The following is a 26421-nucleotide window of genomic DNA, read 5'->3' as shown; positions in this document are numbered from 1 at the left end:
ACCGATCGGGGGAGCCGGTTCGCTAATTGGCCTGTTCAGGCCCCGTCCCCGTACCCTTCCACGGTGACCGCGATCGATCCTGACCAGCTCAGCACCTGCCTGAAGGTGCTGTCTGAGGTGAGCGCGCTGCCGCCCGAGCATCCCGACGCCATGGCCGTCCGCCAGGCCACCGCGACGATGTTCAAGGAGCTGAAGAAGGAGCGCCGCGCCGCCGCGCGCGACAAGGTAGCGGCCGCTGACCGCGCCGTCATCGCCGCGACCGCCACGGGTGCGCCGGGACGCATCGACGACGAGACGCAGGGCCTGCCCTTGGTGTCCACCGCGGTCGGCGCCACCGCGGGCACGCTGCTGCGCTCACAGCACTGCTACATCTGCAAGAACCACTTCACGGTGGTCGACGCCTTCTACCACCAGCTGTGTCCCGACTGCGCCGCGTTCAACCGGGCCAAGCGCGATGCCCGCACCGACCTGACCGGGCGCACCGCGCTGCTTACCGGTGGGCGCGCCAAGATCGGCATGTACATCGCGCTGCGGCTGTTGCGCGACGGCGCGCACACCACGATCACCACCCGGTTCCCCAACGACGCGGTGCGCCGCTTCGCCGCGATGGAGGACAGCGCCGACTGGCTGCACCGGCTGCGGGTCGTCGGCATCGACCTGCGAGACCCGGCCCAGGTGGTTGCGCTGGCCGACGAGGTGGCCGCGCAAGGGCCGCTGGACATCCTGATCAACAATGCGGCGCAGACGGTGCGTCGCCCACCGGGCTCGTACGCCGCGCTGGTGGAGGCCGAGCGCACCCCGCCGCCCGAGCTGGTGGACGTCATCACCTTCGACCATGTCAGCGACGCGCATCCGCACGCCCTGGCCGGCAGTCTCGGTGAGCATCCCGCCCCGCACGCACTGACCGAGCTTGCGCTGCAGGCCCGTAGCGCGTCGCCGGAGCGGATTGCCGCCGGCCTCGCGATCGACGCGGGCGGGTTGCTGCCGGATACCGCGTCGATCAACAGCTGGACCCAACGGGTGCACGAGGTCGATGCGATGGAGCTCCTCGAGGTGCAGCTGTGCAACCAGACAGCGCCGTTCATTCTGGTGAGCCGGCTGCGTCCGGCCCTTGCCGCTTCGTCCGCGCGGCGCAAGTACGTGGTGAACGTGTCGGCGATGGAAGGCCAGTTCAGCCGCGGCTACAAGGGGCCCGGGCATCCGCACACCAACATGGCCAAGGCCGCGCTGAACATGCTGACCCGCACCAGCGCGGGGGAGATGCTGGAGCAGGCCGGCATTCTCATGACCGCCGTCGACACCGGCTGGATCACCGATGAACGGCCGCATCCCACCAAGCTGCGGCTGGCCGAGGAAGGCTTCCACGCACCGCTGGATCTGGTGGATGGTGCTGCGCGCGTGTATGACCCGATTGTGCGAGGCGAATTGGGCGAGGACATCTACGGGTGCTTCTTGAAGGACTACGCGAAGAGTCCTTGGTAGCGAGACCCGTCGGGCCGAGCACCGCTCACCCCGCGATCGGGCGGCGCACATCCAGCTGGGCAAGGTCGGCGGCGATACGCCCGGCTGACCATCCGGCGCCGTCGGACGCCGACATCATGCGAGGGATCGTCGATGGGAAGAGCTTGTCGGTGAGGTCATCGGTTGCCTGGCTGCGCGCTGCCAGCACCGGAAGGAGCCTGTCGAGGTCCAGTTCGGTGGCCGCCGTCGTAGAGGTGGCGGTGAGGCGTTCACCGATGCGTGCGGCGTACGAGAGGAGAAATGACTGGCGAAACGAGCGGGTCCGGGCTTGCGCGCCGGTGGTCGTACGGCCCACCGCCAGCATCGCGCGGTTGGCCTGGACCAAGAGCGAAGTAGAAAGCAGCTCAACGAATTCCAGATCGCAGTCGGCGCCGATGACGGCGACGAATCCGACCTTCTCCGCGCATACGATGCGACACCGATTGGCCGTAGCCACGGCCTGTACCAATGCTGACTTGGCGATGACGTAGGGATTGTCGATCCAGATTCGTCGAGCGGTCGCCTCGGCTGCGCGACCACGCTCGTGGTCGCGGATTGCGTGGTGCAGCGAGTATCTGCTCATCAGTTCTTGCGCCTTGGCTGACAGGGTTTCGGCTTCTTCGGGAAAGTTGGTGGCCTCAGCCTTGGCCAGCAGCGCGCGCACCCGGCTGAGCGCTTTGGCGTCGGCCGTGTTCGGCTCGACCGCGGCATGCTGGTGCTCGCCGGGCAACGGCAGCAACGGTTGGAGTTTCGGCAGGGTTCCCAGGAACCGCAGCACCTTGAGCATGACGGTCAATGCCGCGTGATGGTCGACGGCGTTCCTGTCCGCCCAGTCCCGTAGCTGCCAAGCGCCGGGCACGACTGTCGCGGGCAACGCGGCGAGTTCGGCGCGCCATCGCGGGTGCAAGGTGGAGACGGGATACTGCCGGGACTCGCGCACGACGGCCTCGGCCAAATATCCGGCTGCTGAAGTGTCGAGGCGGCGGCGGGCGAACTCGTGCAGATCGTTGGGTGACCAACCCACCCGCCACGCGACGCCGATCGCATCGGTCAGCGCCGCTTCGGCGGCAATGTCGAGATCGTTTGCCCGACTTGGGAATTCGTTCAGTAGCTCCGCTGCGTGGAAGTTCGCGTCGTGGGCGGGGCAATGCGCAGATTTGTACAGGGCAGCGGTGAGGTGGTCGAGGATGGCGGCCCGGTCGTACCCGGGATCGGTGCTCCGGTGTTCTCGTCGGGGCGATGTGCGGCGGCGGTCGTGGTGCTTGGCGGTGCGCTTCTGGCGGTTACGGCGGCTCATGCCGGGAGTCTGGCGCAACGGTCCGACAAGTAGCCGCGACTACCGCGCACACCACCGCAGTGTGGTTCAGTGCAACCGGGCCGCGTCGCCGGCGCGGCGCACGTACGCGGTGAAACGCTGGAGCTGGTGATCTTGCTGAGCGCGTGTACCGACGGACACGACCGGAGCAACGTGCCCGCACGCGGCAGCCTGAGGCCCTACGCTGCGAACCATGTCGATCGACCGTGTTGGGCTCGTCGTCGGTGGTATCCGCCTGGCGTCGGGGGTGTCGTTTCTCGTCGACCCGGCCCGGGCGAATCGGCTATGGGGTGACCCCGAGAAGCCGACGGGATCAACGTGGCTGCTGCTGCACTCAATGGGTTACCGCGATGCGCTGATCGGCGGGCTGCTCGCTTCGGCGGCACTGCGTGGCCGAGACACCCGAGGCTGGTTCCTGGCCTCCGGTGGTGCGGATGCGGCAGATCTGTTGGGCGGCATGGGTGTTCATCACGAGATGAGGCCGTCGCAGAAGTACATTGGGCTCGGCGGCGCGGTCGTCGGGATCGGTGTCGGGTTGTGGGGTGCGACGCGGCGGCGCACCGGTGCAGGGGCTGCGGCTACGCCCTGACTGCGGCGGTTGGGAGTGCGTGCCTCGTTATGCCGCCATCCGTGCTGACGTGGCCGCGGCGATCTGGTTGAGGTGGTTGGTGGCCACCTGCACCGAACTCTGGTGGGGGAGCGCGTCGACGAACTCGTAGGTGATGTGCGGCAGGGTCGGCGGGTTGGTCGCGTAGAAGGCGACGGCCCGGTCGATGGCCTCGACGAGGGCGGGGCCGCCGACGATCGGGTCGGTGACGAGCGCCAGCACCTGCTGGGCGAGGCTGCCCTGGCCGGTGAGTCCGGCGATCAGTGCGATGGCTGCGTTGATGCTGATGCCGAGTTGGACCGCGGCCTTGTAGACGGCGGTGATGTCGCGGCCGGCCTGGTTGTTGGGGGTTGTGGTGTAGAGGTCGCCGGGGTTGGCGAAGTCCCACCAGGTGTCAATGCCGTTGGCGTCCTTGGGGATTTGCGCGCCGGTCAGGTTGGTGACGGCGATGCCCCGGCCGCCGGGGTCGGTGCCGCCGGGAAAGGTGTGGCCCGTCAGGCGCCACGGGTTGCCGAAGGTGTAGCCGCCGATCAGGTTGGGCCGGGCCCATTGCAGGCTGCCGGTCATGATCTCGGCGAGAACCCGGGAGGCGGCCTCGGCGCCCTGGCTGTAGCCGCCGAGGGCGAAGGTCTGCTTCGGATTCGTGGTGATCCATTGAGTCGCGTTGGTGACCGCGATCCGGACCGACTCGGCGTAGCTGGGGGAGAGCGGTGCGCCGGGCGGGATGGGGCCGAAGGACCACGGCGCTTGGATCGGGACTTCGAAGACGAGGTCAGGGTCGGCGGCGTGGACGACGTCGGAGGGGTAGCCGGTGCCGGGTGCGGCCCAGGTGCCGGCGAAGGTCAGGACCGCGTGGCGGACGTGGAAGACCCCGGAGATGTTGGCGGCGATATCACTGAAAGTGGTCATCGCTCAGCTCATTTCGCGGTGGTGGGTAGCCCGTTTGCCTTGCGCCACTGGATGGCGAACTCCATCAGTTCGATGAGCACGTCACCGCTGTCGCGGGTGATGCCGTCGCTGAAGGTGTGGACCCAGGCGATCTGCTCGGCGGTGGTCACCTGCTGTTCGAAGGCGTCGAAGGTGCCCTGGTAGGTCTGGCCGTTGTGGGTGGAGTTCCACGGCCCCCGGTTGGGGTCGTCGACGATGTCGCCGATGTTGCGCGGGTGACGGGCCAGGACGGCACGCCAGGGTTCGGGCATGCCGTTGGCAGTGACGCCGGAGATGTCGGTCTGGAGCGATGCTGCATCAGCCATGGTGGTGCCTCCTTGGTTGTTGTTGCGCGGTGATGTGGCCGGGGCGTCGTTGCATCGGGTTGGAATGCCTTGTTGGGCAGTGTGTTTGCGGTGTGAGGGGGCAGACGGTCGCCGGTTGTCGGTTCCGGGATCGTGCTCATTGTGGCTCTACCGACTGCCATCGTGTCGTTCCGTCCTGACGGTGATGTCTATTTCCACGGTAGGCCAGTATTGGTGGTCGGTCGACTGTGTGACCGACTGCATCTGAACCACCGCGCGTTCGCGCGAGGTTGGAGAAAACGTTGGTCGATCTTCTGGCGGGAAAGTTTGCGCTCGCCGCGCGTAAGTGCGCCTCGTCTGCATCACGTCTGCCGGATGTTACCTCCAGCTATCTAGACGTTGAAGCGGAACTCCACCCTGGGTGTTTGTTGACGTTGATGGCATCAGGAAGTGGAAATCAGCAGTTCATGACGTTGACGACGTCGCCGTGCTGCGGCGGCAGGCGAGGCTACTGCGGCCGGGCGCCACAGGGAGCAAGCAACGCTGGCTGTATGAGGCGCGTGCATTTGAAGTGAACGTTGACACCGCCCCGCAGCGCCATGTCTGACGGCACCAGCACGCATCTGAGTAGCTATGTGAGTTGATCGAATTGGGCTCGCAATGTCGGAAAACTGAACCGAGTTGGACCGGGTTCGTAGCGGTTATCCTCAGCGAACTGTGCAAGAGTAAATAGATCGCTATCGTCCAACACGAGGATGAACCCATGGCCATCGTTTAGAACATCGCGCTGCCTTTGCATTAGGATCTTGCGGTCGTTTATTTCTCGGCAGATCATCATGCCAACTTGCCCCCGGTTTGGGGACAGTCGCATCGCCAACTGATCGACTTCTGGGTTTCCGGGGTCAGTCGAATAGTTCTTGCACTCCACAGGAACAATGGCTGACTGGCGATGTAGGCTGAGCCATCTAAAAAAGCCGGAGCTAGCAACATTGTCGTACTTGATGTCGAGGCGTTTCCGGCCTTCATGTAGTGGAAATTCGAGGTGTTGGTTGCCCAGGACCCCATCGAAGAGCGCCGACAGCAGGCTCGCTACGGCGCGGTGGTAAGAACTAGCTCCCGGTCTTCCTGGTGATATTGCTTTCACTGATTCGTATAGCCCTAGATAGTCGACCTCTTCGGATAACTGGGCTCCCTCATACTCAGTGCTCGTGGGAGCCGGTGAGGTTGTGAAATCGACGGACTTGACATAGTCGGATAGTGCTCGTGGAAAAGCTTCTGTATTTAGCGCGATCGCGGGCTTTGTGGTGCCCAATAAGTCATCTAGCTCGCCAAGGTGTACTTTTCGACGCCCATTTTTCAAGACAGACACGAGCTGTGACGATGGGTTGTCAAGCTCGTTGTTCTCAAAATATGGCCGCAGGTATCCTCGGTAATACTTGTGAGTGTCAAGCATTGGCTCAAATCGGACGATCGATCTAGGCACTAAAAGCAGCTTGTCACCATTGGCCCTAGGCAACCGCAATTGCGTGCCTTCCCATTGCCTCTTTGAGGCCGACCACACCATTCCGCTGTCTTGTTGCTCCATTGGTATGTCGTAAAGTGTGCACGCTTCTTGTGTGTACCTGATGAGAGGGCCTCTGATGACGGTGGTGGTTATATCGCTGATAGTGTCGCGCCCCACGCCCGGCACGAAAAGCACCGTTTCTTCCAGGTCGGTCAGCAGTCCGCTCTGAACGGCGCGGCTACCAAGAAGTGCAGCAACGAGTTTATCCGCTTTTCGTCCCCGACCAAGTCCACGTCCCTTAGATTCGCCCACACTCTGGCCTAGGTGGGTCTCATTCGGTTCAAATGTTGGCACCAGAAGAGCTTCGATTCGGCGGGCGTCGTCCGCCCTGATCGCTTCAAGCAGGCTTTCAAAATAGCTCTGCAAGAGGCCGACGCAGCTATCGGACCATTCGCCGTGTTGGGTTCGGATAGCAAGAGGCTCGATGTAGACCGGCGTATCGCCGGTCACGTCAACATCAACAAAGTCGAGCCCGCCTTGCGAAGTGCCGAGGTCGAAAAGCTCTGAGACTCGAATTACCACAAATGGTAGTTCTACAGGCATTTGGCGGTTTCCGCCGAAACGACTCTCCGTGTTCAGCAAGAAGCGATGGTTCACCGCAAACTCGGCCGGTAGCAATCACTCGTAGGCAGTCGCTCTGCTAACGTCAAGTATTCACGCGCTTGTTCTTGCCGACTCGCCAGTCGAACTCATCCGCGAGCCAGTGCTGCCAGGTGCGGATCTAATCGCTTGGGACGTCCATGTGCGTGCCGAAGACTCCAGTGACGAGATCGGTTGTACGCGTAATTGGGCGTTTGGTGGCCGCCCCTGCACCCCCGCGTGGCCGTATGCCACAGGCGTAGGCCGTCTACTGCTCCGGGCCGGCCGCAGCGGGTTTGCCCGCATTGGCTTCGTTGGTTTCTGCTGGGATCTGCAACCCGAGCGAGGCGATTGCGCCGTCTACCCGGCCGATCACATCGAGCGTGCCGTCGGGCGCCTCGGTGCAGACCAACTGCACGGTGTTGCCGTCGCCCAGTGGGGCTGATCCTGTGGAGTAGTAGGTTCCCTCGTACTTGCCGTGGGTAAGTGGCACGTTGGCCACGGTCCGCTCGGCCTCAAAAGTGACGATGACATTGGTGATCTCGCACAGCGCTTCCTCGCCCGTCTCGCACGAGATTCCTTTGACATACACCTTCTGGCTGTCGGACCGTGGCTCCGGCGCATCGCCTGTTGCCACGAACTTCACCTTGCCTTTGCCGTACAACTCTGCGCCTTTGCGGAACGCTTCCTCCCACTCGTTGTCGTTCGCTCGGGTATGTTCGTTCACCACGTGGTTTACGAGGTCCACAAACTCGGAACTATTTGAGCCGTCTGCGCGAAAGATCGGAACGTTCCCGGGTAGTTCTAGCCGCTGGATTACGCCGTTGCTAGTGACGACTACTTCTGCCTTATTCACGAGGGTGACCCAATGCGAATATTCAATGCGGTTGGCACTGTTGACGATTTTTCCGACGAACTCGGCCGTGATTTCACCGGGGGTGATCGTCTTGATGTTGCAACGTGCAGCCTTTTCCAGCGCACCCTTCGTGAATCCGCTGGAAGAGACGAGAACTCTCACGTTCGCGCCGAGGTCATTGAACTTTGTATTGGCTTGCTCTACCCACTGAACGTCCTGTCGGCGCTTCCAGTCGCGGCATTCAATGCAGACGATGGTCTGGTAACCGGCGACTGCCCCGACTGCGACGATGTCAACTTCGCGGGGCTCGTTCGAGGTGATCTCCATCAGCTCGACTGATTCGTGCACGGCCGCACCTTTGCTCGACAGTGCGGTGAGCATTGCTACGAGGCGCTGGAACTCGTTCGATCGTTTCGGCATGCCAACCTCCGATTTTGGGCGGTGAGTATTTCGTGACTGCTCAGATGTCGAACGCTGCCTGCTGTCCTTCGTCGCTTGCGCTGCGTTGGGGTCGGCGATCGCCGTCGGAAGACGGCCACACAACGCCGCACGCGGTGAGATCGGCGACCGTGATTAGGGGTGCGTCGAGTATCGCGGTTAGCAGCTCGTCCTGCTCGGGCTCGAGCCGAACTAAGCGCGTGACCAAGGTGAGGAGTTCGTTGAGTTCTTGCGTCCACGAGTGGTCCCAGGTTGTGGGGTTCACGTCGTCCAGAGGCGACGATCGCTTTCCTGCTGGCTCTTTCGAACGGTAGTCAATCCATGACTTGACTACCTTCCGGCCACCTACTTCGTAATCGATGGCCTCCCGGCTGACAGGTCCGAATGTCCCGCCTCCGACCTCGATTCGCTGGTTGTCCACGTCGTACGTGAATCCTGTCGGCAGTTCCGTTACTGGTGTGTGGTTCAGGATTCGGTCGGAGCTGCCTCTCGCGAAAGCGATGTTGCCCGAGGGGCGTTCATTGCCGTCAGCGAAGGCTTTTCCGTAGGTATGCGCCCATAGAACGGACCGACCGAGTTCAACCGCTTGCGTCCAGAGTTCCGCGACACCGGTGATTGGGATGTGGACGCCCGGTGTCGCAAGTTCGGAAGAGAATGTGCGAGTGAACCCGCGGTGTCCTGCGACTGCGGCGATGTAAGCGAGTATGTCGGCATCGGCGACCTGTAGGTCGAGCCTCGAAGATAGTGCGTCCCTTAGCCCTTTCGCGAAATTTGCAGAACCGTTGGGGTGAAGGTAGGGGAGTGTTCTTCCTCCTTCACTCCCTTTGAAGTGATGGAAATCGGGTATTAACGCCGAGAACACCAGCGCAGGTCCGGCCCGCAGCGGTGTCGTATGCAGCTCAACAACATAGACTTGGTTCGGCCGCCCCGACGCCTCCCACAATGGAGCGCGCGTTCGATGGATAAGACGAGGGTCCGCAATTAACTTCTGACGGTCGAATGCCCGATAGCCGATGGTTATCACTGGTTCCATCGCGGCAGCCGCTTCTAGAGTCGATAGCGCAGGCAGTCTTGCGGAATGTGCATAGCCAGGGATATCCCCGAATTGCGTTTCCATTGCGCCGGTGGTGTCTTTCATGAGCACTCGACGACGATCTGGATCGCTTTCACCGACAAGGAGCGACCAGCGCTGCCTCAGGGTTGATTCGGAAGGCGAGTACACCCAGGTGCGAGTAGGGAATATCCCAGGCGAGTACCACGGCATTAGCTGATCCATGGTCGGCCAGTCATCCCACGCCGATTGGGCCGCTGCTGTGAACGGTGCAGTCCACGAGGTCCGAACCTGCTCCCAGCCTTCTGCATCAAGTCTCAGGGCCTTCAGCGCATCGAACTTCTCCGCGCGACGACCGCGCAATGACCGGTAACGGAGATCGGCTGGCGTATCGATGGATGCGTCGTTCGAACGAACAAAGATGCCTATCGCGAGAGGCTGCCGAACACCGGGGAAAATCCGCGTCGGCACGTCGGGTGTTTGGCCCTCAGGGGTGAGATCGATGATCCATCCGGCGCTTGCTTGCTGACGAATGTACTTACGCATGTCTGTGAATGCCGAGCCTGTCAGATAACCAGATGTCGTAATGAAGCACACAAGGCCGGTCTCATCGGCGGGAATCGACTCCCACACCTTCCACGTAGCCCAACGCCAGAAGTAGACGTACAAGTTCTTCAGCTTTGCCGAGATACGGCCCGGAACATCCTCCAGCCAGTTGTCTAGGATGGCATCAGCATGTCCAGCTGACGCACTGCCGTTCTCGACCCAGCCGCCCTGGCCGGCGGCAAGTTCCCGATATGGAGGATTGCCGATTACGACATTGACCTTCTGATTGCGCTTGAGCTCGTTCGCCTCGCGTCTTGATCTAGCGATTGTGTTGAGCGAGTACGAAATCTGCGTGACATCTGCAGTCGGATCATCAAGTGTGTCCGTGACGTAGAGCTTTAGACCTTCCGCTGGCACCGAGGCCCCTGCGCCTGCGAGCAGTTCGGAAATCCTCAATTCGGCGACCGCGAAAGGGCCCATTTGCAGTTCGAAGCCGGCGAGACGAGTCGCCAGCTCGGCGAGAGCACCAGCTTCTGCCCCTTCGCCCTGTTCCTCGCGTACGTACTTGCCCACCCGCTCAACAATTGACTGGAGGAAGGTTCCAGTACCCATTGCCGGGTCAACGGTGAACACTTGCGGAGCCGCGAAGCCTGCTTCAACGCCGAGGTGGGAAACGATCACGTCGTTCGCGAGCCGCACCATCTCGTTGACTACCTCGCGCGGCGTGTAGTAGGTGCCCGATGCTTGACGAAGAGCTTCGTCGTACTCGGCCAGAAATTCCTCGTACAGGTACAGGTAAATGTCGCGGCGCGACTGACGGATGCGCTCCCATCGAACCGCGCCGACGACTGTGGTGAGCATGTCAAGAGCCACTTTGAAATCAGCGGCTACGTCATCAGTCAACAGCTGCAATGCGCGCCCCATTAGCGAGTGTTGCGTAATCAGCTCCCGGCCGACATCGTGAAGGCTTCGTCCCTGTAGCTCGATGCCGGTTGTGCGGGCAAGCAGCAGAGCGAACGTGACTGCCTGTGCGTAACCGTCTGCAAACGTGTCGTCGCTCGCTTGCGGGAAGAGTAGCCGTCGCCAGTCACTCGCCAATCCCGTGAATGGCTGCTCGGCCTCAGGTGCTCCTGCATCCACCGCACGCTTCTCAGCGGCGAGCTGGTCGAGCACGTCACCGCGAAGGAGCCGGGTAAGTGGGGCGATGGCATGGACGAGTGCCCCAACAGAGGTGATCGCCGCAGCGTTCCAGTCCAAGAACTGTTTGACGAGTGCTTGGAATCCGTCGTTTGAGCGCAATTCCGCACCGATCTCGATCAGCGCGCTATCAGTCAGTGTCGCCTGGCCTATCAGTTCGCCGTCGCGGTAGAGCCGCCAACTCGTACCGTTCGTATAGATCAGGTTGGGAAGGTCTCGTTGCCTAGTCCATTGCTCAAGATCGTGGCCGGTCATGTCTTGCGGGTTGATTGACCGACCGGGTGCCTTCACCTCGATATAGCCCATCATCACCTGGTTGATTGATACCCCGTAGTCGGGCCGGACGCGCCTTTCGGCGTCTCGAACCTCGTCGTGCAAAACCGCTGGCCGTCGGCATAGCTGACCCAGCTGCGAAACAAGGTTTGCAAGTGGTGTGCGGATGGCAGCTTCACGGTCACCGGGGCCAGCGAGCTTCTCTGCGCAGTCAGCGCCGAACTTGCTTACAGCTTGGTCCCACGCGCCAGTCCCCGAAGTCATGTGAACAGGCTAGGAGAGGGCACCGACGAAATTACGTAGGCGCAATTAACTACCCGCTTGGCGTGTTGGGACGTCGGCTTGTCGCATGGCTATGAGTCGCATGTAAGTCCTGGACTTCGAGGCCAGTATGTCGGCGCGACCATCACCGACGCTACTAATCAGGTAGGCGGTGATCAGTGCTGACGGCGGTCAGCACCCAGCTCATCTCGTCTCAAGTTTTCCCATGTCAGACCGTGCTGACCGAAAATGAATACGTGCAGGTCAACCGCACTAGATGCGGCTTCAATTTCCCGGCGGCTCCGCGAGCTACACACCGCGCGCTCTGGCGCTGGGTGGGATCGCTTTGGATCCCCGCCTTCTGTTGGCCTATGACGAAGCGCCAGTCCGCTGAGGCCTACAACGCTGCAAGGCCGTTCACAGTGAAGCACCCCCGTGACCAACTGGATCGGACGATTGCGGCCATAGCTGGCAAGCTGCACGCTGAGCGGTTGGTGAACTCGGTATGTGCCCTTTTACCGCGCCGACGCATGCGAATTCGGGGCAGACCTGGACAGCAAGGTGTTTCCACTCGTCGACGCGATCAGCCGGTGCACGATGGCCTGCCGGTTGAAGCAATCGGTGCCGGAGTGTCAGCGGCACCAAAATTCGTCTCGCGCGCGGGATACCGATCGCTTCGAAGCCGTGATCAATGGCGCCGACACCTCCAAATAGATGTCCACCCAGATGGTGCGGGCATTCGTGCCCCCCTGCGAAGCGCGGGAGCTCGCAGGCATGAGGTGCGACGATATGCCTGTGACCGGCTACGACATCATCGGCGACATCCATGGCTGCGCCGATCCGCTGGAATCGTTGCTCGATGCCATGGGCTATCGCCGCACCGACGGCGCGTTTCGGCACCCGAGCCGTCAGGCGGTCTTCGTCGGTGACCTGGTCGACCGTGGCTCGCAGCAGCTACGCGTCCTGGAAATTGTCAAGGCCATGGTCGATGCCGGCAGTGCGCAGATCACCATGGGCAACCACGAGTTCAATGCGATCTGTTATGGCATCCCGCATGCTGACGGTGACTATCTGCGTCATCACTCGGACAAGAACGCCCATCAGCACCGCGCGTTCTTGGAGCAGTTGACCGACGAGCAGCGGCAGTACTACCTGGACTGGTTCCGCGGCATTCCGCTGTGGCTCGACCTCGGTGGCGTGCGGGTCGTGCATGCCTGCTGGCATGAGCCTTCGATGAGAGTCGTTGAGCAGGAGCTAGGTTCGAATGTCTTTGGTGAGGATGCGCAGTTCGCCGATGCGTCGACCAAGGGCCACCGGCTGTACGAAGCCATCGAGACGCTGATCAAGGGACCGGAGTTGAGCCTGACCGACCACGGCCAGGGTGCCTACTTGGACAAGGACGGTCACACGCGCGACCGAGCGCGGCTGCGGTGGTGGAGTACCGGCTCGACGTTGAACGAGCTGGCTGAGATGACAAGCACTTTCACCACTCCAGACGGCTCGCCGTACCCGGAGTTGCCGGCGCTCTCGATCGCCAATGACGACCACGTCTATCGAGGCGATGTGCCCGTTGTGTACGGCCACTACTGGAGAACCGGAACGCCCGAGCACGGCCTGGATTGGACCGACCGCACGGCCTGCGTCGATTTCAGCGCGGTCAAAGGCGGAGCATTGACCGCGTACCGGTGGTCGGGGGAATCGACTGTGCGGCTGGAGAATTACCTCCAGATCGGCGCTGGCCGAGCATGAGCTTGCGTGCCAAACCTCGTCAAGAATGAGAACACAAGCTCATGCCCGACGCCATTGCCTTTGACTACGACCGGGTGAAGGCCAGGTTCTCGACCGGCCCGGACAGCGCCCCTTTGACCTGAACGGAGAGGTCGTCGACCAGCACCTCGGCGGCGCCGGCTTCCAGTCCGTCGATGATGCGCCGGGCAACCTCGGCAGGCGCAAGCTTGGGTGCGTTGATGCCGTCGGTCATATCGCTGTCGATATACCCGACATGCACTCCGACCACCTGCGTGTGCTGCGGCTGGAGCTCCTGGCGCAGCGAGTTGGTGATCGACCAGATCGCGGCCTTCGAGGCGCCGTAGGCGCCGGCGCCGCCGAGCCACGACAACACCGAGTGCACATTGACCAGGGCGCCTCCACCGTTGGCGGCGAGGATCGGTGCGAACGCGCGCGTCACCCGCAGTGGCCCAAACACATTGGTGTCGAAGGTGTCGGTGATGTCATCCCAGCTGCCGGTGAGCAGGTCATCCAGGTGGGAGACGCCCGCGTTGTTGATCACGATGTCGACGTCAGTGGCAACATCCGCAAGTGCGGCAACCGAATCCGCCGAACTGACCTCCAGGCCGTACGTGACCACCTCAGGTCGGTCGTCGGTGAAGGCCGTTCGCGCGGTCGAGTAGACCCTGCGGGCGCCTCGGGCCAGTACCTCATCGACCAGGGCCGCGCCCAGGCCCCGTCGGCCACCGGTTACCAGAACCACCTTGCCTGCTACGTCGGTCATGTCTCGTTCCTCTCCATCTGAATAACGATCTCGTTACTGAGATAGAACCATCGTCGCCAACGAATGTGACCGCTACCGATGTGTGGGGTTCATGACACGGACCTTGGGGAATGGCCGCGTGGCTCGCGGTGTTGAGCTGTGCCGCTACTCGCGGTAGGGGACCACGGCGGCGAGCTGCGGCTCGCGTCGCTACGCCCGCGGCGTCGAGAATCGCCCGGGGGAGTGGATGGTCGCTAGCGGCCTCTGGAGCGCGGCGGACACCTGTGCGCTCACGACGCGCTTGAGCTCCGGTAAGTCCGCGGGTAGTCCTGGAGCGGTTCCCGTCTCGGCAAGGAGGACGACATCATTGGCAATCCCGGGAACCGCGACAGAACCGACGGGGAGGAGGAGCGTGGCGGGGAGCAACGCGACTTCCATTTGATCGGGATACCGCGACAGCGGCCCGATAAATCGTCCAGTGATGGTCACGATGGCAACGACGCGTTCCGCCGTGAAATTCTCGGTAGCCACCCGCGGATCGGCTGACGTTGGCATCACCTGGGACAAGGTGATCGCCGATGTCGCAGGTGCACCCGACAGACCTCGATAGGTAATGCCCGGTGTCGCAGGCAATTTGGCAAGGGTTTCGGCGATGTCAGCCGGCATGCTGGCCTCCTTCAGGTGGTTCTCGGTCGCATCCGCGTATGCGCTTGATGGCTTCGCTATTGGAGGCGGCGGTGAGATCGCGAAGCGGATTTCCTCTGGTACACCGTCGAGTAATTGAACTTCCAAATCGTCGAATGTCATCGGAAGCAGGCGGTTTTCGGGCTGAATACCGCCCGCCCGCAAGATGAAGTACCTGCTGGGGTCCGCGATCAACTCGTACTTCGAGACGAACTCGGCCCTCGCCGTCCAGCGCACCCGAGCGTCCAATCCGCTGCCCTCCCAGGCCCATGCGATGGGGTCCAGTCGGCAGTTCATCCGAAGGTTCTCGCCGAGGTTCCAGATGAGGTACTTCGACACGTCGTCTGCATCGGTGAAGAATCCAGCCGCGCCCTCGAGAGGACAGTTCCGTCGCTCGGTCGTCGCGGTCAGAACGTAATACCCACCATCGGCGGGATCCACGATGTACGACGTCCAGTCCGGAAGTGGGTATCCATGCCGTAGATGCAGACGGCCCGCATCCCACACGGGCTCATCGTGCGCAGGTTGGCCGGCGGCGGCATAGATGCGACGCCAGCGTTGCCATCGGCCGATCAGTTCATCCAGGTGAGGGTCGGCTTGTGTTGCTGCACCCGCGACGTCCGTGTCGCGGTCGTCAGAACGCGGACGTGTGGTGCCGGACGAGACATCTTGCTGCAGTTCATATTCGAGCTCTTCGTAACTGAGCAGCAGAACATGAGACAGCGATATCGCATCGTCCATGTCCATCCAGCCGCGATCGGTTGGCTCGCCATCGACAGTCAGGCTGACTCGGCTCGGAACATTCTCGGGATCCGGTTTCGACAGCGAGGCTCGCGGGTGGAGGCCGCGGCGGTACCACCGGAACAGCGGCGACTCAGGGGATCGACCACCTTGGTGGTTGAGGAACAGTAGGCACTTCTCGGCATCGGAGCGCCGCCTGAACATCCAGTAGCGACCCCGTGTGCCGCGTTCCTCAGCTTCGATATAGAAGACGTTGTCTTCCTGTACAAGGAAATACCACGGTTCGCCGCGGCGCTGGACGGCGTCGTCAATCATCGCGCCGCCCAAAAGAGCGGTCGCTGAGGTACGAGGGGGTTTCCGTTGCTCGCATCAGGCGGGCGTCCCTCGGTTGGTACCCGGCTTCAGAATCAACAGATCGTCATGCTGACGCTGCCGACATGCCTCGATGAACCCGAGCGCGGCGCTCCTGTCAGACATGAATGCGTCGGACTGCTCAGACGAAATCGCGTAGTACTCCTCGTAATCGACCACTCCGTTGCTGACCGGGGTCGAGACGTAGTGACTCCCAGAATCGAGTTCGACGCCGATTGAGTACCGGTCTCCCTTGGAGACGAACACGTCACTGAATCTCACTCCACACTCCGATCTAGCGCTCGTCGTGGCCCTTGGAGGCGTTGTCAGCGAGGTCGTCGGCGACCACTGTGTCCGAGAACTCGGGCTGTTCGCGCAGATTCCAGCCTTCGGGGACGGAGTGGTTGTCGTAGTAGTGCTGGAACAGTGCGATGGCGTCAATGGCTGTGAGCACTTCGGCGGGGTGCACCAGATATGTGTTGTCGCCGTTCTGAATTGGCTCGGTCTCGGCCGTTTCGCCGTACCCGGTAGAACGGCCGATGGTGTACAGGCGGTGCACACCGTCGGCGTCGCGCTGCTTGATCTCGACGGTGAGGCGATCAGGCGCGATACCCGTCGCTTGTATCCATTCGTGCGAATAGGGGAGTTCGTCGTACGGAACTTCCGGACTCACTGGGCAGATCGAGTAGTAGGTGTACTCGCCGTCGCCGAGGCGGTTAATGCCCGCGGTGATTTGAATGGGAATCTCTTCGGTGAACTCGCTCATGCGCATCTTTGCCCGGTTGGACTCAAGGATGTGCGTCGCCTGTTCGAGTCTCATTCGGTATCTACTTATCCGCGCTCGGAACCCACTGGTTCTCGACCCCGTGGACGTCGGCCAAGCGATCGGCGGCGACCACAGCCTCGAACACTCCAGCCTCGACGCGTCCAGCGCCGACGCGCTCGGCATCAGCGGGGTCATCACTGAGCAGCAGCACTTCGGCGGTTTCACCTGCGCGACGCAGTATGCGCACGGGGACGCCGTCGACCTGGGCCGTGACAACCCGTTCGAACACTTCGCATTCCGCCAAGGGGACGGTCGCGGACCACGCATGTGGGCGGACTGGCTCGAACCCTGCTGGGCCATTCTCGGTGAGCGCGGTCAACAACACGTTCTCCGCAATGACATCGGCAAAGTACTCCCGACCCTGCCATCGCGCTAACGTGCCCACTATCGGGCTCGGCGGCCGCCAGCGTTTGGCGCCCACCCAGCCACGGCCCGCTCCCGCGTAGTGCGACAAGCACTTCTGCTCACCGTCGGAACGGATCCGCCAGTATTCGGCCCCGTGCGAGAACCGGGTACGGCTCATGCGCCAGACCGGCGCTAGTGAGCCGCCGAGAAGAAAGCCTTGGGGGAAGTCGCGCCAGGGCTGCTCCGCGTCGCTCGGCTTGGTGAATGTTGCCAGGCGCGGTTGCTCGAATCGGACCACATCCGCGAAATCGGGAGCGGCGTCAATGCCGTACGCCGCCAACAGTTCTGCCGGCGTCCTCAGACCGACTACCGCCGAAGCCTCGGTGACATACCCGCCAATTTGGTCGAGTCCGTCCTCCACGATGGCGCTTGAGACAGGGCCGGCAAGGAGCTTCTGCAGCACGAAATGCTCAGCCACGCCGCGTCTCCTCGACCTGAATATCGTGCAAATCGTCGGGATCGACCAGGCCGGTCCATCCCGTGTGCTGGTCGCCGTCGAGTCCCATTTCGCGGGCTATGCGTGGCGGCCCCACAAACTCGACCCCGATCCGGCCGTCCCGCAACCGGCGCCGGAGGTACACAGTGTGTCCCGCGAGGGTGGCGCTGACGCTGACCTGGATGACGCCGTCGAGGGCCGAGCGGGGGACCTTGGCCCACGGGTCGTAGTGGCCCGGCTCGGCCGGTGCTTCACCGCGGGCGAAGGCGTCCGGTAGTTCGACGTCGGGCCCGACGTTCAGCGCGACCCAGTCGGTGCCGCTGAACAAGATTCGAAACCGTTGCCCGCGGTACTCCGCTACGGCGCCTGTCACCGGAATGTCAGTCATCAGTTCCCCTGCGGGATCCATTCTTTGTCCTTGAGCACGGCCACCAGACGTTGGGTTCCGTCATCGAGGACCTCCCACATCTCGGCACCGTCTCGCATGGTGACTTTCTTGGCGAAGTATTCAGGAATGACATCGTCACCGGACTTGGTGAACCCATTGCCGGTGAATGGATCATCCCATCCGTCGTAGGCGCCGTTGCCTCCCATGTCCGTAGTGCGCGGCACTTCGTAGGAGCCTGGGGCGTCGGGGTCCGCTTGGAACCGGATGATGTGAGTCCCCGGGTCCTCGGGGGTGTACGGAGAGTCGGTGTAGTCCAGACGCAAGCCGTCGTGGATTTGTTGGGGCGTCCCGAGGTGAGCCGTGTCGTCGGCCATCGACACCGAACCACCCACTTGGTCGACGTTGAACGAAGGCTGGTTCCCCATGATGTAGTCGTCCGCGCGGCTCGGGACAAAGCCTTTCGTCTCATCGAAGTATCCCGGCGGAATCACCTTTTGCATCACCGTATCGTCGGTCGGGTGAGGCAGAGCGTCGCGCACGTCGTTGACCAGATCCCGCTCGGCGGGCGTGAGGGCATCGGTAGGCGTGTTGATGAGGTCGATCATGTCGCTCTTGCTGACGCCGTGGTCAGCCATCGCGTCGAGGACCCGCTGGTTGTCCCCGAGCTGTTCCGGCGCGAATGATGTTGTGTGCGAGGTGTCGTCCATCATCGAGTAGACGCGTCCGTCGCTCGGATCGACGTGGCTGCCGGGGGAGTGGGGCGCGGAGTCATCCGGACCGGAGAAATGCGGTGTGTCGCCGGGCGTATGGACCGGCGCGGCCGGTTCGTGCGTAACGGGCGCCGGCTCGTGGGGCGCGGCTGCAGGAGAGTGCTCGGATGGGCCCGCAGGCGGCTCATGCGATGTTGAATTGCTTGGCGTGGTGTGCGTTTCGGATCCTGGACCGCTCGAGTGCGGTTCGGTTGGCTCGGCCGTGTGCGGCGCCGGAGGTTCCGTGTGTGGCGCGGGCGCAGGTTCCGGTTTTGGCGCAGGAGCTGCTTCGGGCTTGGGCGCCGGAACCTCAACCGGTGCCTTGCCTGCGGCACCGGTCCCAGGCGCGGCCTCCGGCACGCCGACCTTGTCCAGATTGCTGCTGATCTTCCCCGCCTGGCCGGCGACTTCCTCGGCAGCGCTGGCCGCACCGACCTTGGACGCGGCCGTACCGGCATCGCGCGCTACGGTCCCGCCGGCCCGAGCCTCTGCCGCGCCGACGCGCGCCGCCCCACCGGCAGCGTCGGCCGCGGGTGCCGCCTCGCCGGCGCCGGGCAGGAAGAAGGTCGCGACTTGTGCTGTGTCGTAACCCAATCCGCGGAAGGGGTGACCGTTTTTGAAGTCGTCGTAGTCGATCATCGACTTGCCGAGAGTCGTCAAGTCCTTGCGGATGCCGGGGTCTGACAGCGCCAACGGCGCGGTCAGGGGATTGGCCACCAGCGCGACCTCGCCGAGGGCCTTACCGGTGCCTTCCCAGGCCTTGGCCGCACCTTCGGGGTCGTAGAGGAAGCGCGTCGGATCAAGCTGCTCGAGCCCGTTGGCCGTCTGCGCGACGAACTTGAACGCACCCTCGTCGAAGTCGACCATCGCGTTGAACGTCGCTCCCAGCGCGCCGCCCACCTCCTGGCCGAACGCTTCGACAAACTCCTTGTCGGCCCACTTCTCGAGCTTGTCGGTCAGCGAGTCGAGGTCCTGCATGCCCTGGGTGAACATCTGCTGCATCGCGTCGGCTTCGCGCTTGATGTTGCCCAGAACCGCCTTGATGTCGTCCGCGATCTGTTTGATCTTGTCGAGGGGATTGTCGCCCTCGAAGATGCCGCCAATCGTGCTAATGATGCCGCTCGGACTCAACTGATGAAGCAGGTCGCGGATTTTGTTCTGCGTATTCTCGACAGTGGTTGCAAACGAATCGATCTGGCCGGCCAGTTTCTGCGCCTGGGTATTGATGTCGGTCAGTCCGCCACTGATGTCGTTGGCGGCTTTCTGCATCTGCGGCGCGTCGGGGATCTGAAACCCGCCCAACGTCGTTCCCGCAGCGGTCATGGGGCCTGAGCCGCCACTCATCGACGAGCCGAAGGTGCGCCAGGCGGCTGCGGTCGCGCGCATCTGTGCGGGATCGCCGTCGGGCCAGAGGTCTCCGACGAACGCTTCGACCAGGCTCCAGCCCAACGGCTCGGCGATGCCGCCGCCGAACACCGACGGAGCGCTGGGCGTCGGATACTTCGGGGGCTCAGTGGGTTTGGTGACCGGAATCTCGCCGCCGCCGACGGTGGAGTGCGCGTTGGCAGTGCCGTAGTTGTAGGCCGACATCTGGATGCCGAAGCCGGTTCGGTGCGACGCGTTGACGGCCGCAGCCGCCGACTGCAGCAACGAATTGGCTGCGTTCATGTAGCTGCGAGAGAAGACCAGTGCGGCCGCATCGTGGCCGAAGCCGGCTTCGTGACCGGACAGTGCACCCGAGAGCGTGGTGACCGCGCTGGAGACGCTGTTCGCTTCAGCGCCGACCGACGCTCCCGCCGAGTTGAGCGCCGTCGGATCGACCGTGATCGGGCCGGTCACAGGTCAGGACCACATCTGGTGGTTCTTGCTCGCGGCGGACGAGTAGTTCTCGTGAGCGCCCTCAGCGATCTGCCGGAGCCGCGCCAGCGCTTCCCGCATCTCCCGTGCGCCTTCGTTCCACTGCGCCTGCGCCGACCGTTCCGCCTCGCCGGCGTCGCCGTACCAGCTGGAACCCAACCGGGCGACTGAACCGGCTGCCTGCGCCAGATGCGCTTCGAGGTCGCTGTCGAACGCAGTCATCCGGTCGATGACCGCCGCCAGTGCCGCGGGGTTGACGCTGAACTCGCTCATCAGAGGCCCGATCCCGCGATGTGCGCGCCGCCCTCGGCGTCGGTGCTCGTGTACTTGGCCGCCGCCTCGTTGAGGAGCGCCGACATGCGGCTCAGACCGGCGGCCACCTGGGCAGCGCCTTCGTGCCATTCCTTCCACACGTCCGCGTATGCCGAGGCCGCGGACCCGGTCCAGCCGGTGCCCATGAGGCCGGACACCTCGTTGTCCAGGGACGTGATCCCGGTGCGAAGCCCGTCCGCGACGGTGGCTAGTTCATGCGACGTCGCGACCAACTCAGACGGCTCGACCTGTAACTCGGCCATGCGATACCCCCAACGCGTTTGGCTGACGGTTGGAGCTTACCGAGGGTGCCAGGGGGTCGCTGACGCGAATTTCGTTGCCGCTCACAGGTTTTAGACAGGTTTCTGTCAGATTGCTGGCAGGAACGGACGTCGCTAGTGTGAGCCAGGCTACGACCGGTCCGATCCGCCGACTGGATCTCTCGACCCCGGAAACCCGCTGGTCCCGCCTGCGGCCGCGAATCGCCGTGGCCAGGGGCTTCGGCGACCTCTCGTAGGGTCGAACCCGTGCATGTCTACCAACTGGCTTTCGAATGGACCGAGACGAACCGACACTGGCTGGTCGAGGTGCCGATCCGGATCGTGTCGTACGGCGTCATCGCCCTGATCGCGCGGTTGGCCCTGCACCGGGTGATCGACCGCGCCACGACCGGTCGGGCCGGCAAGACCATGGCCGTTGACGAGGAATCGCAGGCCAACCGTCCGCCGCTGCTGCGCTACCTGCGCGACCGGTCGGCCTCGTCGAACGCCCGCAAGGCCGCCGAACGGCGCCGCCAGCGCGCCCAGACCATCGGGTCGGTGCTGAAGTCGACGGTCTCGATCCTGCTGCTCGTCTGGTTGGTGCTCGCGATCCTGAGCGTTCTGGGCGTCAATATCGCGCCGTTCATCGCCTCGGCGGGTGTGGTCGGCCTGGCGATCGGCTTCGGCGCGCAGAACCTGGTCCGCGACTTCGTCAGCGGCATCTTCATGCTGCTCGAGGACCAGTACGGTGTCGGCGACAGCGTCGACCTCGGCGACGTCACCGGCGAGGTGCAGAGCGTCGGCCTGCGCATCACCACGGTCCGCGACGGCGACGGCACCCTCTGGTACGTCCGCAACGGCGAGATCAAGCGTGTCGGCAACATGAGCCAGGACTACGCCGTTGCGCACGTTGAGGTTCCGGTGGCTTTGACCGCGGACCTCGACCGCGCCGAGCTGGTGGCCCTCGAAGCGGCGGAGTCCGCGATCATCGATCCCGCGATCGCCTCGAACGTGTTGGGTGATCCGGAAATGCTTGGCGTGCAGGAGCTCTCGCCGGATTCGCTGACCTTGCGGATGTCGGTGAAAACCCGGCCGAATATGCAGGGTGCGGTGCAGCGCCGGATCCGCCGCGCGATTCTGCGCGCCTACGACGAACACGACATCGCACTGCCGTACCCGCAGGGGCGGATTCACGCGGTGGTGGGCGGTCGGGCCGCCGAGTAGCGCCCTGGGCTCCCCGAACAACATTGGTCGGGGAGCGGTCAGCGCCCGGCCGTCTCCTTGGGGTTCACCCGGTCGACGGCTAGGACCGTGATCGCCATGCTCCGCCCGGATTCTGTCACGTATCTCCGGGTTTCGCCGATGTGCGCGGCAACCAGAGCTTTGCCGAGTGGGCATTCGACAGAGCACGTGTCGCCCAAGGCCCTGGCGTCGGCGGGGAGGACGAGGTGGAAGACGTCCGTGTCGTCGGGGTCGCCGTTGAACGACACGGTGACCCAGGCGCCCGGCACGGCCTGACCTTCGAGGATCAGCTCGTCGCGGGCGTCGATTGTGTTGGTGGATGACATTTCTCGCGGGTGCCGGTCTGCGATGACCGCACCGTGCTGTTCAGCGGCATTCGATGACACCGGGTGTGGGGGCGGAACCCTTGACGCGGTGTTCGGGTGAATTACAGCGTCCACAATGGTCACTATCCGCCGTGGTGACGTCGCTGGATGACGCACGCGAGCTTGTTTGCCGTGTTGTCACGTGATGTACGTCCGGGTGTCAGCCGGACGGCGAAAAGCGGCTGCGGCGTTCTTGTCATAGCCCGGGCGTAGCGTCCGCGACATGACCGACAAACGACGTTTACGGAGCCTCAAACAGGCTCGACGCGATGTGCGGCGAGCGAAGAAGCGCAAGGCCGGGAATGCTCTCGACCGACGGTTCAAAGATGTAACCGGACAGCTGAAAGATGTAATCGGGCAGCTGAACGATGTGACCGGACAGCTGACAGAAATAGTGCGGCCCAGAGTCGATCAGCAGCCGGTCTATCTCGTCAGCATGGCCAGCCGCGCGATCAACGTAGGGAACCTCAACCTCACTTCGCTCGATGCCAGCAGGCCGGACGGCGAAAAGCTGCATCGCCTGTTGACCGGCCTTATGTCGGCACGCAACCGGCCGTTCACTGCCTTACTCGCTGTCATCGCGGAACTTCTGGTCGATGACCCAGCTCTGCAATTCGAATGTCGAGCGGAACTCGCACAGCGCCACGAGCACCTGCCGCGATGGATCGCCTCACTCGCGCAGGTGGATGTGCACCGGGCTGTCCGCCGAAGTGATGTCTTCGGTGATGTCGATGAGATTGCCATTGGTGCTCGACTAGTCGGTGGTCACGGGCTGACTGTGGTCGTGCGGGTCGACCACAATCGGTTCTCGGGCGTCACCGATATCGCCATTGTGCCGGAGCTGATCGACGAAGTGCTTGCACGGATTGCCGAGCCGGGTTCCGAGTCTGTTGTCGAAATGAACCTCGCCGACGCGAGGGTGTGGATCGAAGATGCTTTCAAGAAGCCAATGTTCGCGCGAGATGCCAATACGTGGATGCCCAACCGACCGCTGGTTAGGTGGCTGATCAGTCGGCTCCCGAAAGGTGGTGAGGGCCGCACGCCGTCCATGGATTGGGCTTCCGCCGAGCAGCTGTGCGAGTCGTTCTTCGTCAGCAGTTCGTCTGCTCCGTTCAACGGCCCCGGCTACCGGGAGCAGCTGCTGGAGCTTTTCGAGACCGGTACGGAAGACCCGCTGCGGTGGAGTGAAACACGCGTCCGAGACGTGTTGCGTAACCCGTCCTATTACGACGATGACACGCCGCTGGAGGTCGCGCTCGACATTCCAGACCTGCTTCGTGCGTTCATCCCATATGCGCACGCGCAGAGCGGGATTGGCGGCGAGCTGACCTCGCGATCTCTTGCCGTGATCGACGAGCTGAGGTCAAGCTATCGTCGCGAACTCATGCGAGAGGCGCACGAGTTCTGGGGGTACGACGATGTGGGGTAGCTGTCGACCGTCATCGGCGACTGGCCTGCACGTGCTGAATGATGTCCTCCGTTGAAATGCTCAGATCAGGCAGCGGCGCCAGAAGCGTAGCGTTGTTGACCTGGCCGGTAGCCACGCTCAGTTCGCGAATCGCGACAGCCTCGACCGAAGTGTTGGAAGCGCGCGCCAACAGCTCCAGACGTTCCATCAGGTCGTCGGGCACATTGCGGATCTCTAGCGATCGCATCTATTGATGGTACGAGCGCACGCGCACGATGCAAGCCGTTTGACTTGCGCCGGATATTGGCATGCTGGCTCTCCTGTGGCACATGCGATTTGGAGCCGTCAAGGAAACTTGACGGCTCCAAATCGAACATGTCAGGAGGGGCGGCCCGCCGTCGCAGCGTGCGCAGCGACCACGAAATCAGCGGCAGCCAGGCGACTCAGCGCTCAGCCGAAACCGGCTCGCTACCCGCAATGACTCGCGTCCGCTTGTACATCCACGCCAGAACCGCCGCGAAGGCCACGACCCCGATCACTTCAGGAAGAGACCCGCCGAAACCGGAGAACAGCGCGAACGGCTCATCGGAGCCGGTCCCGGCGACGAACCCGGCAAAGACAACGCCGTAAAGGCTCTCACCGACGATCATGCCCGTCGCCAGCAGCACGCCGAGCCGCTTCTTGCGCTCGACATCACCGCCGGTACGGTCGGCCCAGCGGTTATAGAAGTAGCCGAGAACAGCACCCAACGGAATGATCAGCGTCAGGCTCATCGGCAGGTACATGCCCATCCCGACGGCCAGCGGCGGCAGCGCGAAACGTGAAGTGCGGGTGAGGGTCTCGTCGACGAGAATGGCGACGACACCGATCACAGCACCCAGCCCGATGAGCCCCCAGTTCAGCGACCCGCCGAACACGCCCTTGGCCAACGACGAGATCAACGCGGCCTGCGGCGCGGCCAGGGCATGATCGCCCGCCCCGGGAGCGCCGAGGAACCCGAAGGCGCGCTGCATCAGGTTGAGCACCGGCGGAATGATCGCCGACCCGAACGCCACGCCAATCACCAACGCCACCTGCTGTTTCCACGGCGTGGCCCCGACCAGCTGGCCGGTCTTGAGGTCCTGCAGATTGTCGTTGGAGATGGTCGCGACACCGAACGTGATGGCCGCCGCGAACAGGGTGAACGCCACGAGCGCGGTGGACTGGCCACTATCGGCCCGCCCGAACACCACCTTGATCAGCAGAGCGGCGATGAGCACCGTCAGGATGCCGACGCCGGAGATCGGGCTGTTCGACGAACCGATCAGCCCGGCCATGTACCCGCACACCGACGCGATGACGAGCCCGATGACGAAGATGAACACCAGGCTCGCCGCGATGATCCCGGCCGAATGCCCCTGCAGCACAGTGCCGCGACTGAAATCCCACAGCAGCACGGCGATCGGCAGCAGCATCACCACGACGGTGCCGACGACCATGGGGAAGGGGATGTCGCGCTCGGTGAGCTCGACAACTTGGCCCTGCCGCCGGTCGCGCGCCGACACCAGCGCATCGGTCACGCCCTTGAGGATCGGCCGCAGGATCTTGAGCAGGGTCCAGACGGCCGCGACGGCAATGGCTCCGGCGCCGACGAACCGCACCTCGTGCACGAAGATGCCGTCGATGATGTCGCCGATCGGTTCACTACCGGTGAGCGCGCCGTTGGTGCGGATGGGCAGCAGCACCCCGAACGAAATGACGAGCCCGACGAGCATCGCGATGCCGACCGTCATACCGATCAGGTGCCCGACGCCGATCATCGCCATCGACAGCCCGGCGCTGAACATCGTCCCGCCCGCACCGATACGGGTATATGCGGTAACCGAATTGGCGAGCACCTTCAGATTGGCCAGCAACCCGAAGGCGGCCGACACGACCGAACCGAACGTGATGACCTTCAGCCCGGTGCGGTTGGCCTCCACGCCTTCGGTGCCGTCACCGACCTTGAGCACCTCGGCGGCGGCGACGCCTTCGGGGTAGGGCAGGTCGGTCCCGGTGACCAGGGCGCGGCGCAGCGGGATCGAGTACATGACGCCGAGCGTGCCGCCGACAGCGCACACGGCGACCGTGGTCCAGTAGGGGAAACCGGTCCACCAGCCGATCATGATCAGCCCGGGCAGCACGAAGATGATCGCCGACAGTGTGCCCGCCGCCGACGCGACGGTCTGCACGATGTTGTTCTCGACGATCGAGTGGTTGGCGAAGCTGCGCAGCAACGCCATCGAGATCACGGCGGCGGGGATGGCGGTGGCGAACGTCAGGCCGACCTTGAGTCCGAGATAGACGTTGGCGGCGGTGAACACGAGCGTGATGACACCGCCGAGCAGGATGCCGCGGACGGTCAGTTCACGCAGCGTCGGGGTGGCGGGGGTCGCTGGAGTGGCGGTGGCCAACTCTCGTCCTCTCTCTTGGGTGCTCTACACCGTAAGCGCTGAGCGCCGAGGTGTG

The 26421-nt window shown here is 63.3% G+C and carries 23 protein-coding genes; 5 read left to right on the top strand and 18 right to left on the bottom strand.

Annotation, left to right across the window (positions count from 1 at the left end; genetic code table 11):
• The first annotated feature begins 63 nt into the window (after positions 1-63).
• Entirely contained in the window at positions 64-1482 is a 1419-nt protein-coding gene (locus tag H289_RS0118810) for an SDR family NAD(P)-dependent oxidoreductase (protein ID WP_020102366.1), read from the top strand.
• A gap of 25 nt (positions 1483-1507) precedes the next feature.
• On the opposite strand, the gene H289_RS0118805 is transcribed toward H289_RS0118810, so the two are convergent.
• Positions 1508-2797: a DUF2786 domain-containing protein gene (locus H289_RS0118805; protein WP_020102365.1), complete on the bottom strand. Its 1290-nt coding sequence runs from the start codon at positions 2795-2797 to the stop codon at positions 1508-1510.
• Between the two features lie 211 nt (positions 2798-3008).
• On the opposite strand from H289_RS0118805, the gene H289_RS0118800 reads away from it, so the two are divergent.
• Positions 3009-3404, top strand: a complete 396-nt coding sequence (locus tag H289_RS0118800; protein WP_020102364.1) for a DUF4267 domain-containing protein — start codon at positions 3009-3011, stop codon at positions 3402-3404.
• 27 nt (positions 3405-3431) lie between these two features.
• On the opposite strand, the gene H289_RS0118795 is transcribed toward H289_RS0118800, so the two are convergent.
• The 5 genes from H289_RS0118795 to H289_RS0118775 all read right to left on the bottom strand — a co-directional run bounded on the left by H289_RS0118795 (position 3432) and on the right by H289_RS0118775 (position 11422).
• Complete coding sequence (locus H289_RS0118795) at positions 3432-4331, bottom strand: hypothetical protein (protein ID WP_020102363.1); 900 nt, start codon at positions 4329-4331, stop codon at positions 3432-3434.
• Positions 4332-4339: 8 nt separating this feature from the next.
• The gene (locus H289_RS0118790) at positions 4340-4675 is read right to left on the bottom strand and encodes a hypothetical protein (RefSeq protein ID WP_020102362.1); all 336 of its coding nucleotides are present in this window, start codon (positions 4673-4675) and stop codon (positions 4340-4342) included.
• Positions 4676-5285: 610 nt separating this feature from the next.
• On the bottom strand, positions 5286-6800 hold the full coding sequence (locus tag H289_RS33085; protein WP_155944174.1) for a DUF8370 family protein: 1515 nt from the start codon (positions 6798-6800) through the stop codon (positions 5286-5288).
• Positions 6801-7065: 265 nt separating this feature from the next.
• A complete protein-coding gene (locus H289_RS0118780) occupies positions 7066-8073 on the bottom strand; it encodes a restriction endonuclease (protein ID WP_081633465.1) in 1008 nt (335 codons plus the stop codon).
• A gap of 40 nt (positions 8074-8113) precedes the next feature.
• Complete coding sequence (locus tag H289_RS0118775) at positions 8114-11422, bottom strand: type ISP restriction/modification enzyme (RefSeq protein WP_029105430.1); 3309 nt, start codon at positions 11420-11422, stop codon at positions 8114-8116.
• 771 nt (positions 11423-12193) lie between these two features.
• Here H289_RS0118775 and H289_RS0118765 point away from each other — a divergent pair.
• Positions 12194-13168 carry a metallophosphoesterase gene (locus tag H289_RS0118765; RefSeq protein ID WP_502685707.1) on the top strand — a complete coding sequence of 325 codons (975 nt, stop codon included), beginning with the start codon at positions 12194-12196 and terminating at the stop codon, positions 13166-13168.
• A 64-nt stretch (positions 13169-13232) separates the two neighbouring features.
• Here the strand turns inward: H289_RS0118765 and H289_RS0118760 are convergent, their stop codons facing one another.
• The 9 genes from H289_RS0118760 to H289_RS30820 all read right to left on the bottom strand — a co-directional run bounded on the left by H289_RS0118760 (position 13233) and on the right by H289_RS30820 (position 20922).
• Positions 13233-13931: an SDR family oxidoreductase gene (locus H289_RS0118760; RefSeq protein ID WP_020102356.1), complete on the bottom strand. Its 699-nt coding sequence runs from the start codon at positions 13929-13931 to the stop codon at positions 13233-13235.
• 189 nt (positions 13932-14120) lie between these two features.
• The gene (locus H289_RS0118755; RefSeq protein ID WP_029105428.1) at positions 14121-15650 is read right to left on the bottom strand and encodes a hypothetical protein; all 1530 of its coding nucleotides are present in this window, start codon (positions 15648-15650) and stop codon (positions 14121-14123) included.
• Between the two features lie 54 nt (positions 15651-15704).
• Positions 15705-15968: a hypothetical protein gene (locus H289_RS0118750; RefSeq protein ID WP_029105427.1), complete on the bottom strand. Its 264-nt coding sequence runs from the start codon at positions 15966-15968 to the stop codon at positions 15705-15707.
• A 13-nt stretch (positions 15969-15981) separates the two neighbouring features.
• Entirely contained in the window at positions 15982-16506 is a 525-nt protein-coding gene (locus H289_RS30825; RefSeq protein ID WP_020102352.1) for a hypothetical protein, read from the bottom strand.
• 7 nt (positions 16507-16513) lie between these two features.
• Positions 16514-17335: a hypothetical protein gene (locus H289_RS0118740; protein WP_020102351.1), complete on the bottom strand. Its 822-nt coding sequence runs from the start codon at positions 17333-17335 to the stop codon at positions 16514-16516.
• Positions 17328-17741 carry a hypothetical protein gene (locus H289_RS0118735; RefSeq protein ID WP_051128535.1) on the bottom strand — a complete coding sequence of 138 codons (414 nt, stop codon included), beginning with the start codon at positions 17739-17741 and terminating at the stop codon, positions 17328-17330. The genes H289_RS0118740 and H289_RS0118735 overlap by 8 nt, the downstream gene beginning before the upstream one ends.
• Positions 17741-20080 (bottom strand): WXG100-like domain-containing protein, encoded by a 2340-nt coding sequence (locus H289_RS0118730; protein WP_155944173.1) that lies wholly within the window; start codon positions 20078-20080, stop codon positions 17741-17743. Before H289_RS0118730 ends, H289_RS0118735 begins: the two co-directional genes overlap by 1 nt.
• Before the next feature lie 252 nt (positions 20081-20332).
• Positions 20333-20620, bottom strand: a complete 288-nt coding sequence (locus tag H289_RS0118725) for a WXG100 family type VII secretion target (RefSeq protein WP_020102348.1) — start codon at positions 20618-20620, stop codon at positions 20333-20335.
• Entirely contained in the window at positions 20620-20922 is a 303-nt protein-coding gene (locus tag H289_RS30820) for a WXG100 family type VII secretion target (protein ID WP_020102347.1), read from the bottom strand. The genes H289_RS0118725 and H289_RS30820 overlap by 1 nt, the downstream gene beginning before the upstream one ends.
• Before the next feature lie 264 nt (positions 20923-21186).
• On the opposite strand from H289_RS30820, the gene H289_RS0118715 reads away from it, so the two are divergent.
• A complete protein-coding gene (locus H289_RS0118715; RefSeq protein ID WP_020102346.1) occupies positions 21187-22143 on the top strand; it encodes a mechanosensitive ion channel family protein in 957 nt (318 codons plus the stop codon).
• A 38-nt stretch (positions 22144-22181) separates the two neighbouring features.
• On the opposite strand, the gene H289_RS30815 is transcribed toward H289_RS0118715, so the two are convergent.
• Positions 22182-22487: a GreA/GreB family elongation factor gene (locus H289_RS30815; RefSeq protein WP_020102345.1), complete on the bottom strand. Its 306-nt coding sequence runs from the start codon at positions 22485-22487 to the stop codon at positions 22182-22184.
• Positions 22488-22749: 262 nt separating this feature from the next.
• Between H289_RS30815 and H289_RS30810 the strand changes: the two genes are divergently transcribed.
• A complete protein-coding gene (locus H289_RS30810; RefSeq protein WP_036420794.1) occupies positions 22750-23955 on the top strand; it encodes a hypothetical protein in 1206 nt (401 codons plus the stop codon).
• 10 nt (positions 23956-23965) lie between these two features.
• Here the strand turns inward: H289_RS30810 and H289_RS0118695 are convergent, their stop codons facing one another.
• Complete coding sequence (locus H289_RS0118695; protein WP_020102342.1) at positions 23966-24181, bottom strand: hypothetical protein; 216 nt, start codon at positions 24179-24181, stop codon at positions 23966-23968.
• Positions 24182-24377: 196 nt separating this feature from the next.
• On the bottom strand, positions 24378-26366 hold the full coding sequence (locus tag H289_RS0118690) for an OPT family oligopeptide transporter (RefSeq protein WP_020102341.1): 1989 nt from the start codon (positions 26364-26366) through the stop codon (positions 24378-24380).
• Between the last annotated feature and the right edge of the window lie 55 nt (positions 26367-26421).

Source organism: Mycobacterium sp. 360MFTsu5.1, from assembly GCF_000383495.1.
Taxonomy (GTDB): domain Bacteria; phylum Actinomycetota; class Actinomycetes; order Mycobacteriales; family Mycobacteriaceae; genus Mycobacterium; species Mycobacterium mucogenicum_B.
This window is presented reverse-complemented; position numbering and strand designations above follow the sequence as displayed.

Coding starts and splice junctions, on each gene's coding strand:
- H289_RS0118805 (WP_020102365.1), bottom strand. CDS start 2,797: ATGAGCCGCCGTAACCGCCAGAAGCGCACCGCCAAGCACCACGACCGC.
- H289_RS0118800 (WP_020102364.1), top strand. CDS start 3,009: ATGTCGATCGACCGTGTTGGGCTCGTCGTCGGTGGTATCCGCCTGGCG.
- H289_RS0118795 (WP_020102363.1), bottom strand. CDS start 4,331: ATGACCACTTTCAGTGATATCGCCGCCAACATCTCCGGGGTCTTCCAC.
- H289_RS0118790 (WP_020102362.1), bottom strand. CDS start 4,675: ATGGCTGATGCAGCATCGCTCCAGACCGACATCTCCGGCGTCACTGCC.
- H289_RS0118780 (WP_081633465.1), bottom strand. CDS start 8,073: ATGCCGAAACGATCGAACGAGTTCCAGCGCCTCGTAGCAATGCTCACC.
- H289_RS0118775 (WP_029105430.1), bottom strand. CDS start 11,422: ATGACTTCGGGGACTGGCGCGTGGGACCAAGCTGTAAGCAAGTTCGGC.
- H289_RS0118765 (WP_502685707.1), top strand. CDS start 12,194: ATGAGGTGCGACGATATGCCTGTGACCGGCTACGACATCATCGGCGAC.
- H289_RS0118760 (WP_020102356.1), bottom strand. CDS start 13,931: ATGACCGACGTAGCAGGCAAGGTGGTTCTGGTAACCGGTGGCCGACGG.
- H289_RS0118755 (WP_029105428.1), bottom strand. CDS start 15,650: ATGATTGACGACGCCGTCCAGCGCCGCGGCGAACCGTGGTATTTCCTT.
- H289_RS30825 (WP_020102352.1), bottom strand. CDS start 16,506: ATGAGACTCGAACAGGCGACGCACATCCTTGAGTCCAACCGGGCAAAG.
- H289_RS0118735 (WP_051128535.1), bottom strand. CDS start 17,741: ATGACTGACATTCCGGTGACAGGCGCCGTAGCGGAGTACCGCGGGCAA.
- H289_RS0118730 (WP_155944173.1), bottom strand. CDS start 20,080: ATGTCGGCCTACAACTACGGCACTGCCAACGCGCACTCCACCGTCGGC.
- H289_RS0118725 (WP_020102348.1), bottom strand. CDS start 20,620: ATGAGCGAGTTCAGCGTCAACCCCGCGGCACTGGCGGCGGTCATCGAC.
- H289_RS30820 (WP_020102347.1), bottom strand. CDS start 20,922: ATGGCCGAGTTACAGGTCGAGCCGTCTGAGTTGGTCGCGACGTCGCAT.
- H289_RS30815 (WP_020102345.1), bottom strand. CDS start 22,487: ATGTCATCCACCAACACAATCGACGCCCGCGACGAGCTGATCCTCGAA.
- H289_RS30810 (WP_036420794.1), top strand. CDS start 22,750: ATGACCGACAAACGACGTTTACGGAGCCTCAAACAGGCTCGACGCGAT.
- H289_RS0118695 (WP_020102342.1), bottom strand. CDS start 24,181: ATGCGATCGCTAGAGATCCGCAATGTGCCCGACGACCTGATGGAACGT.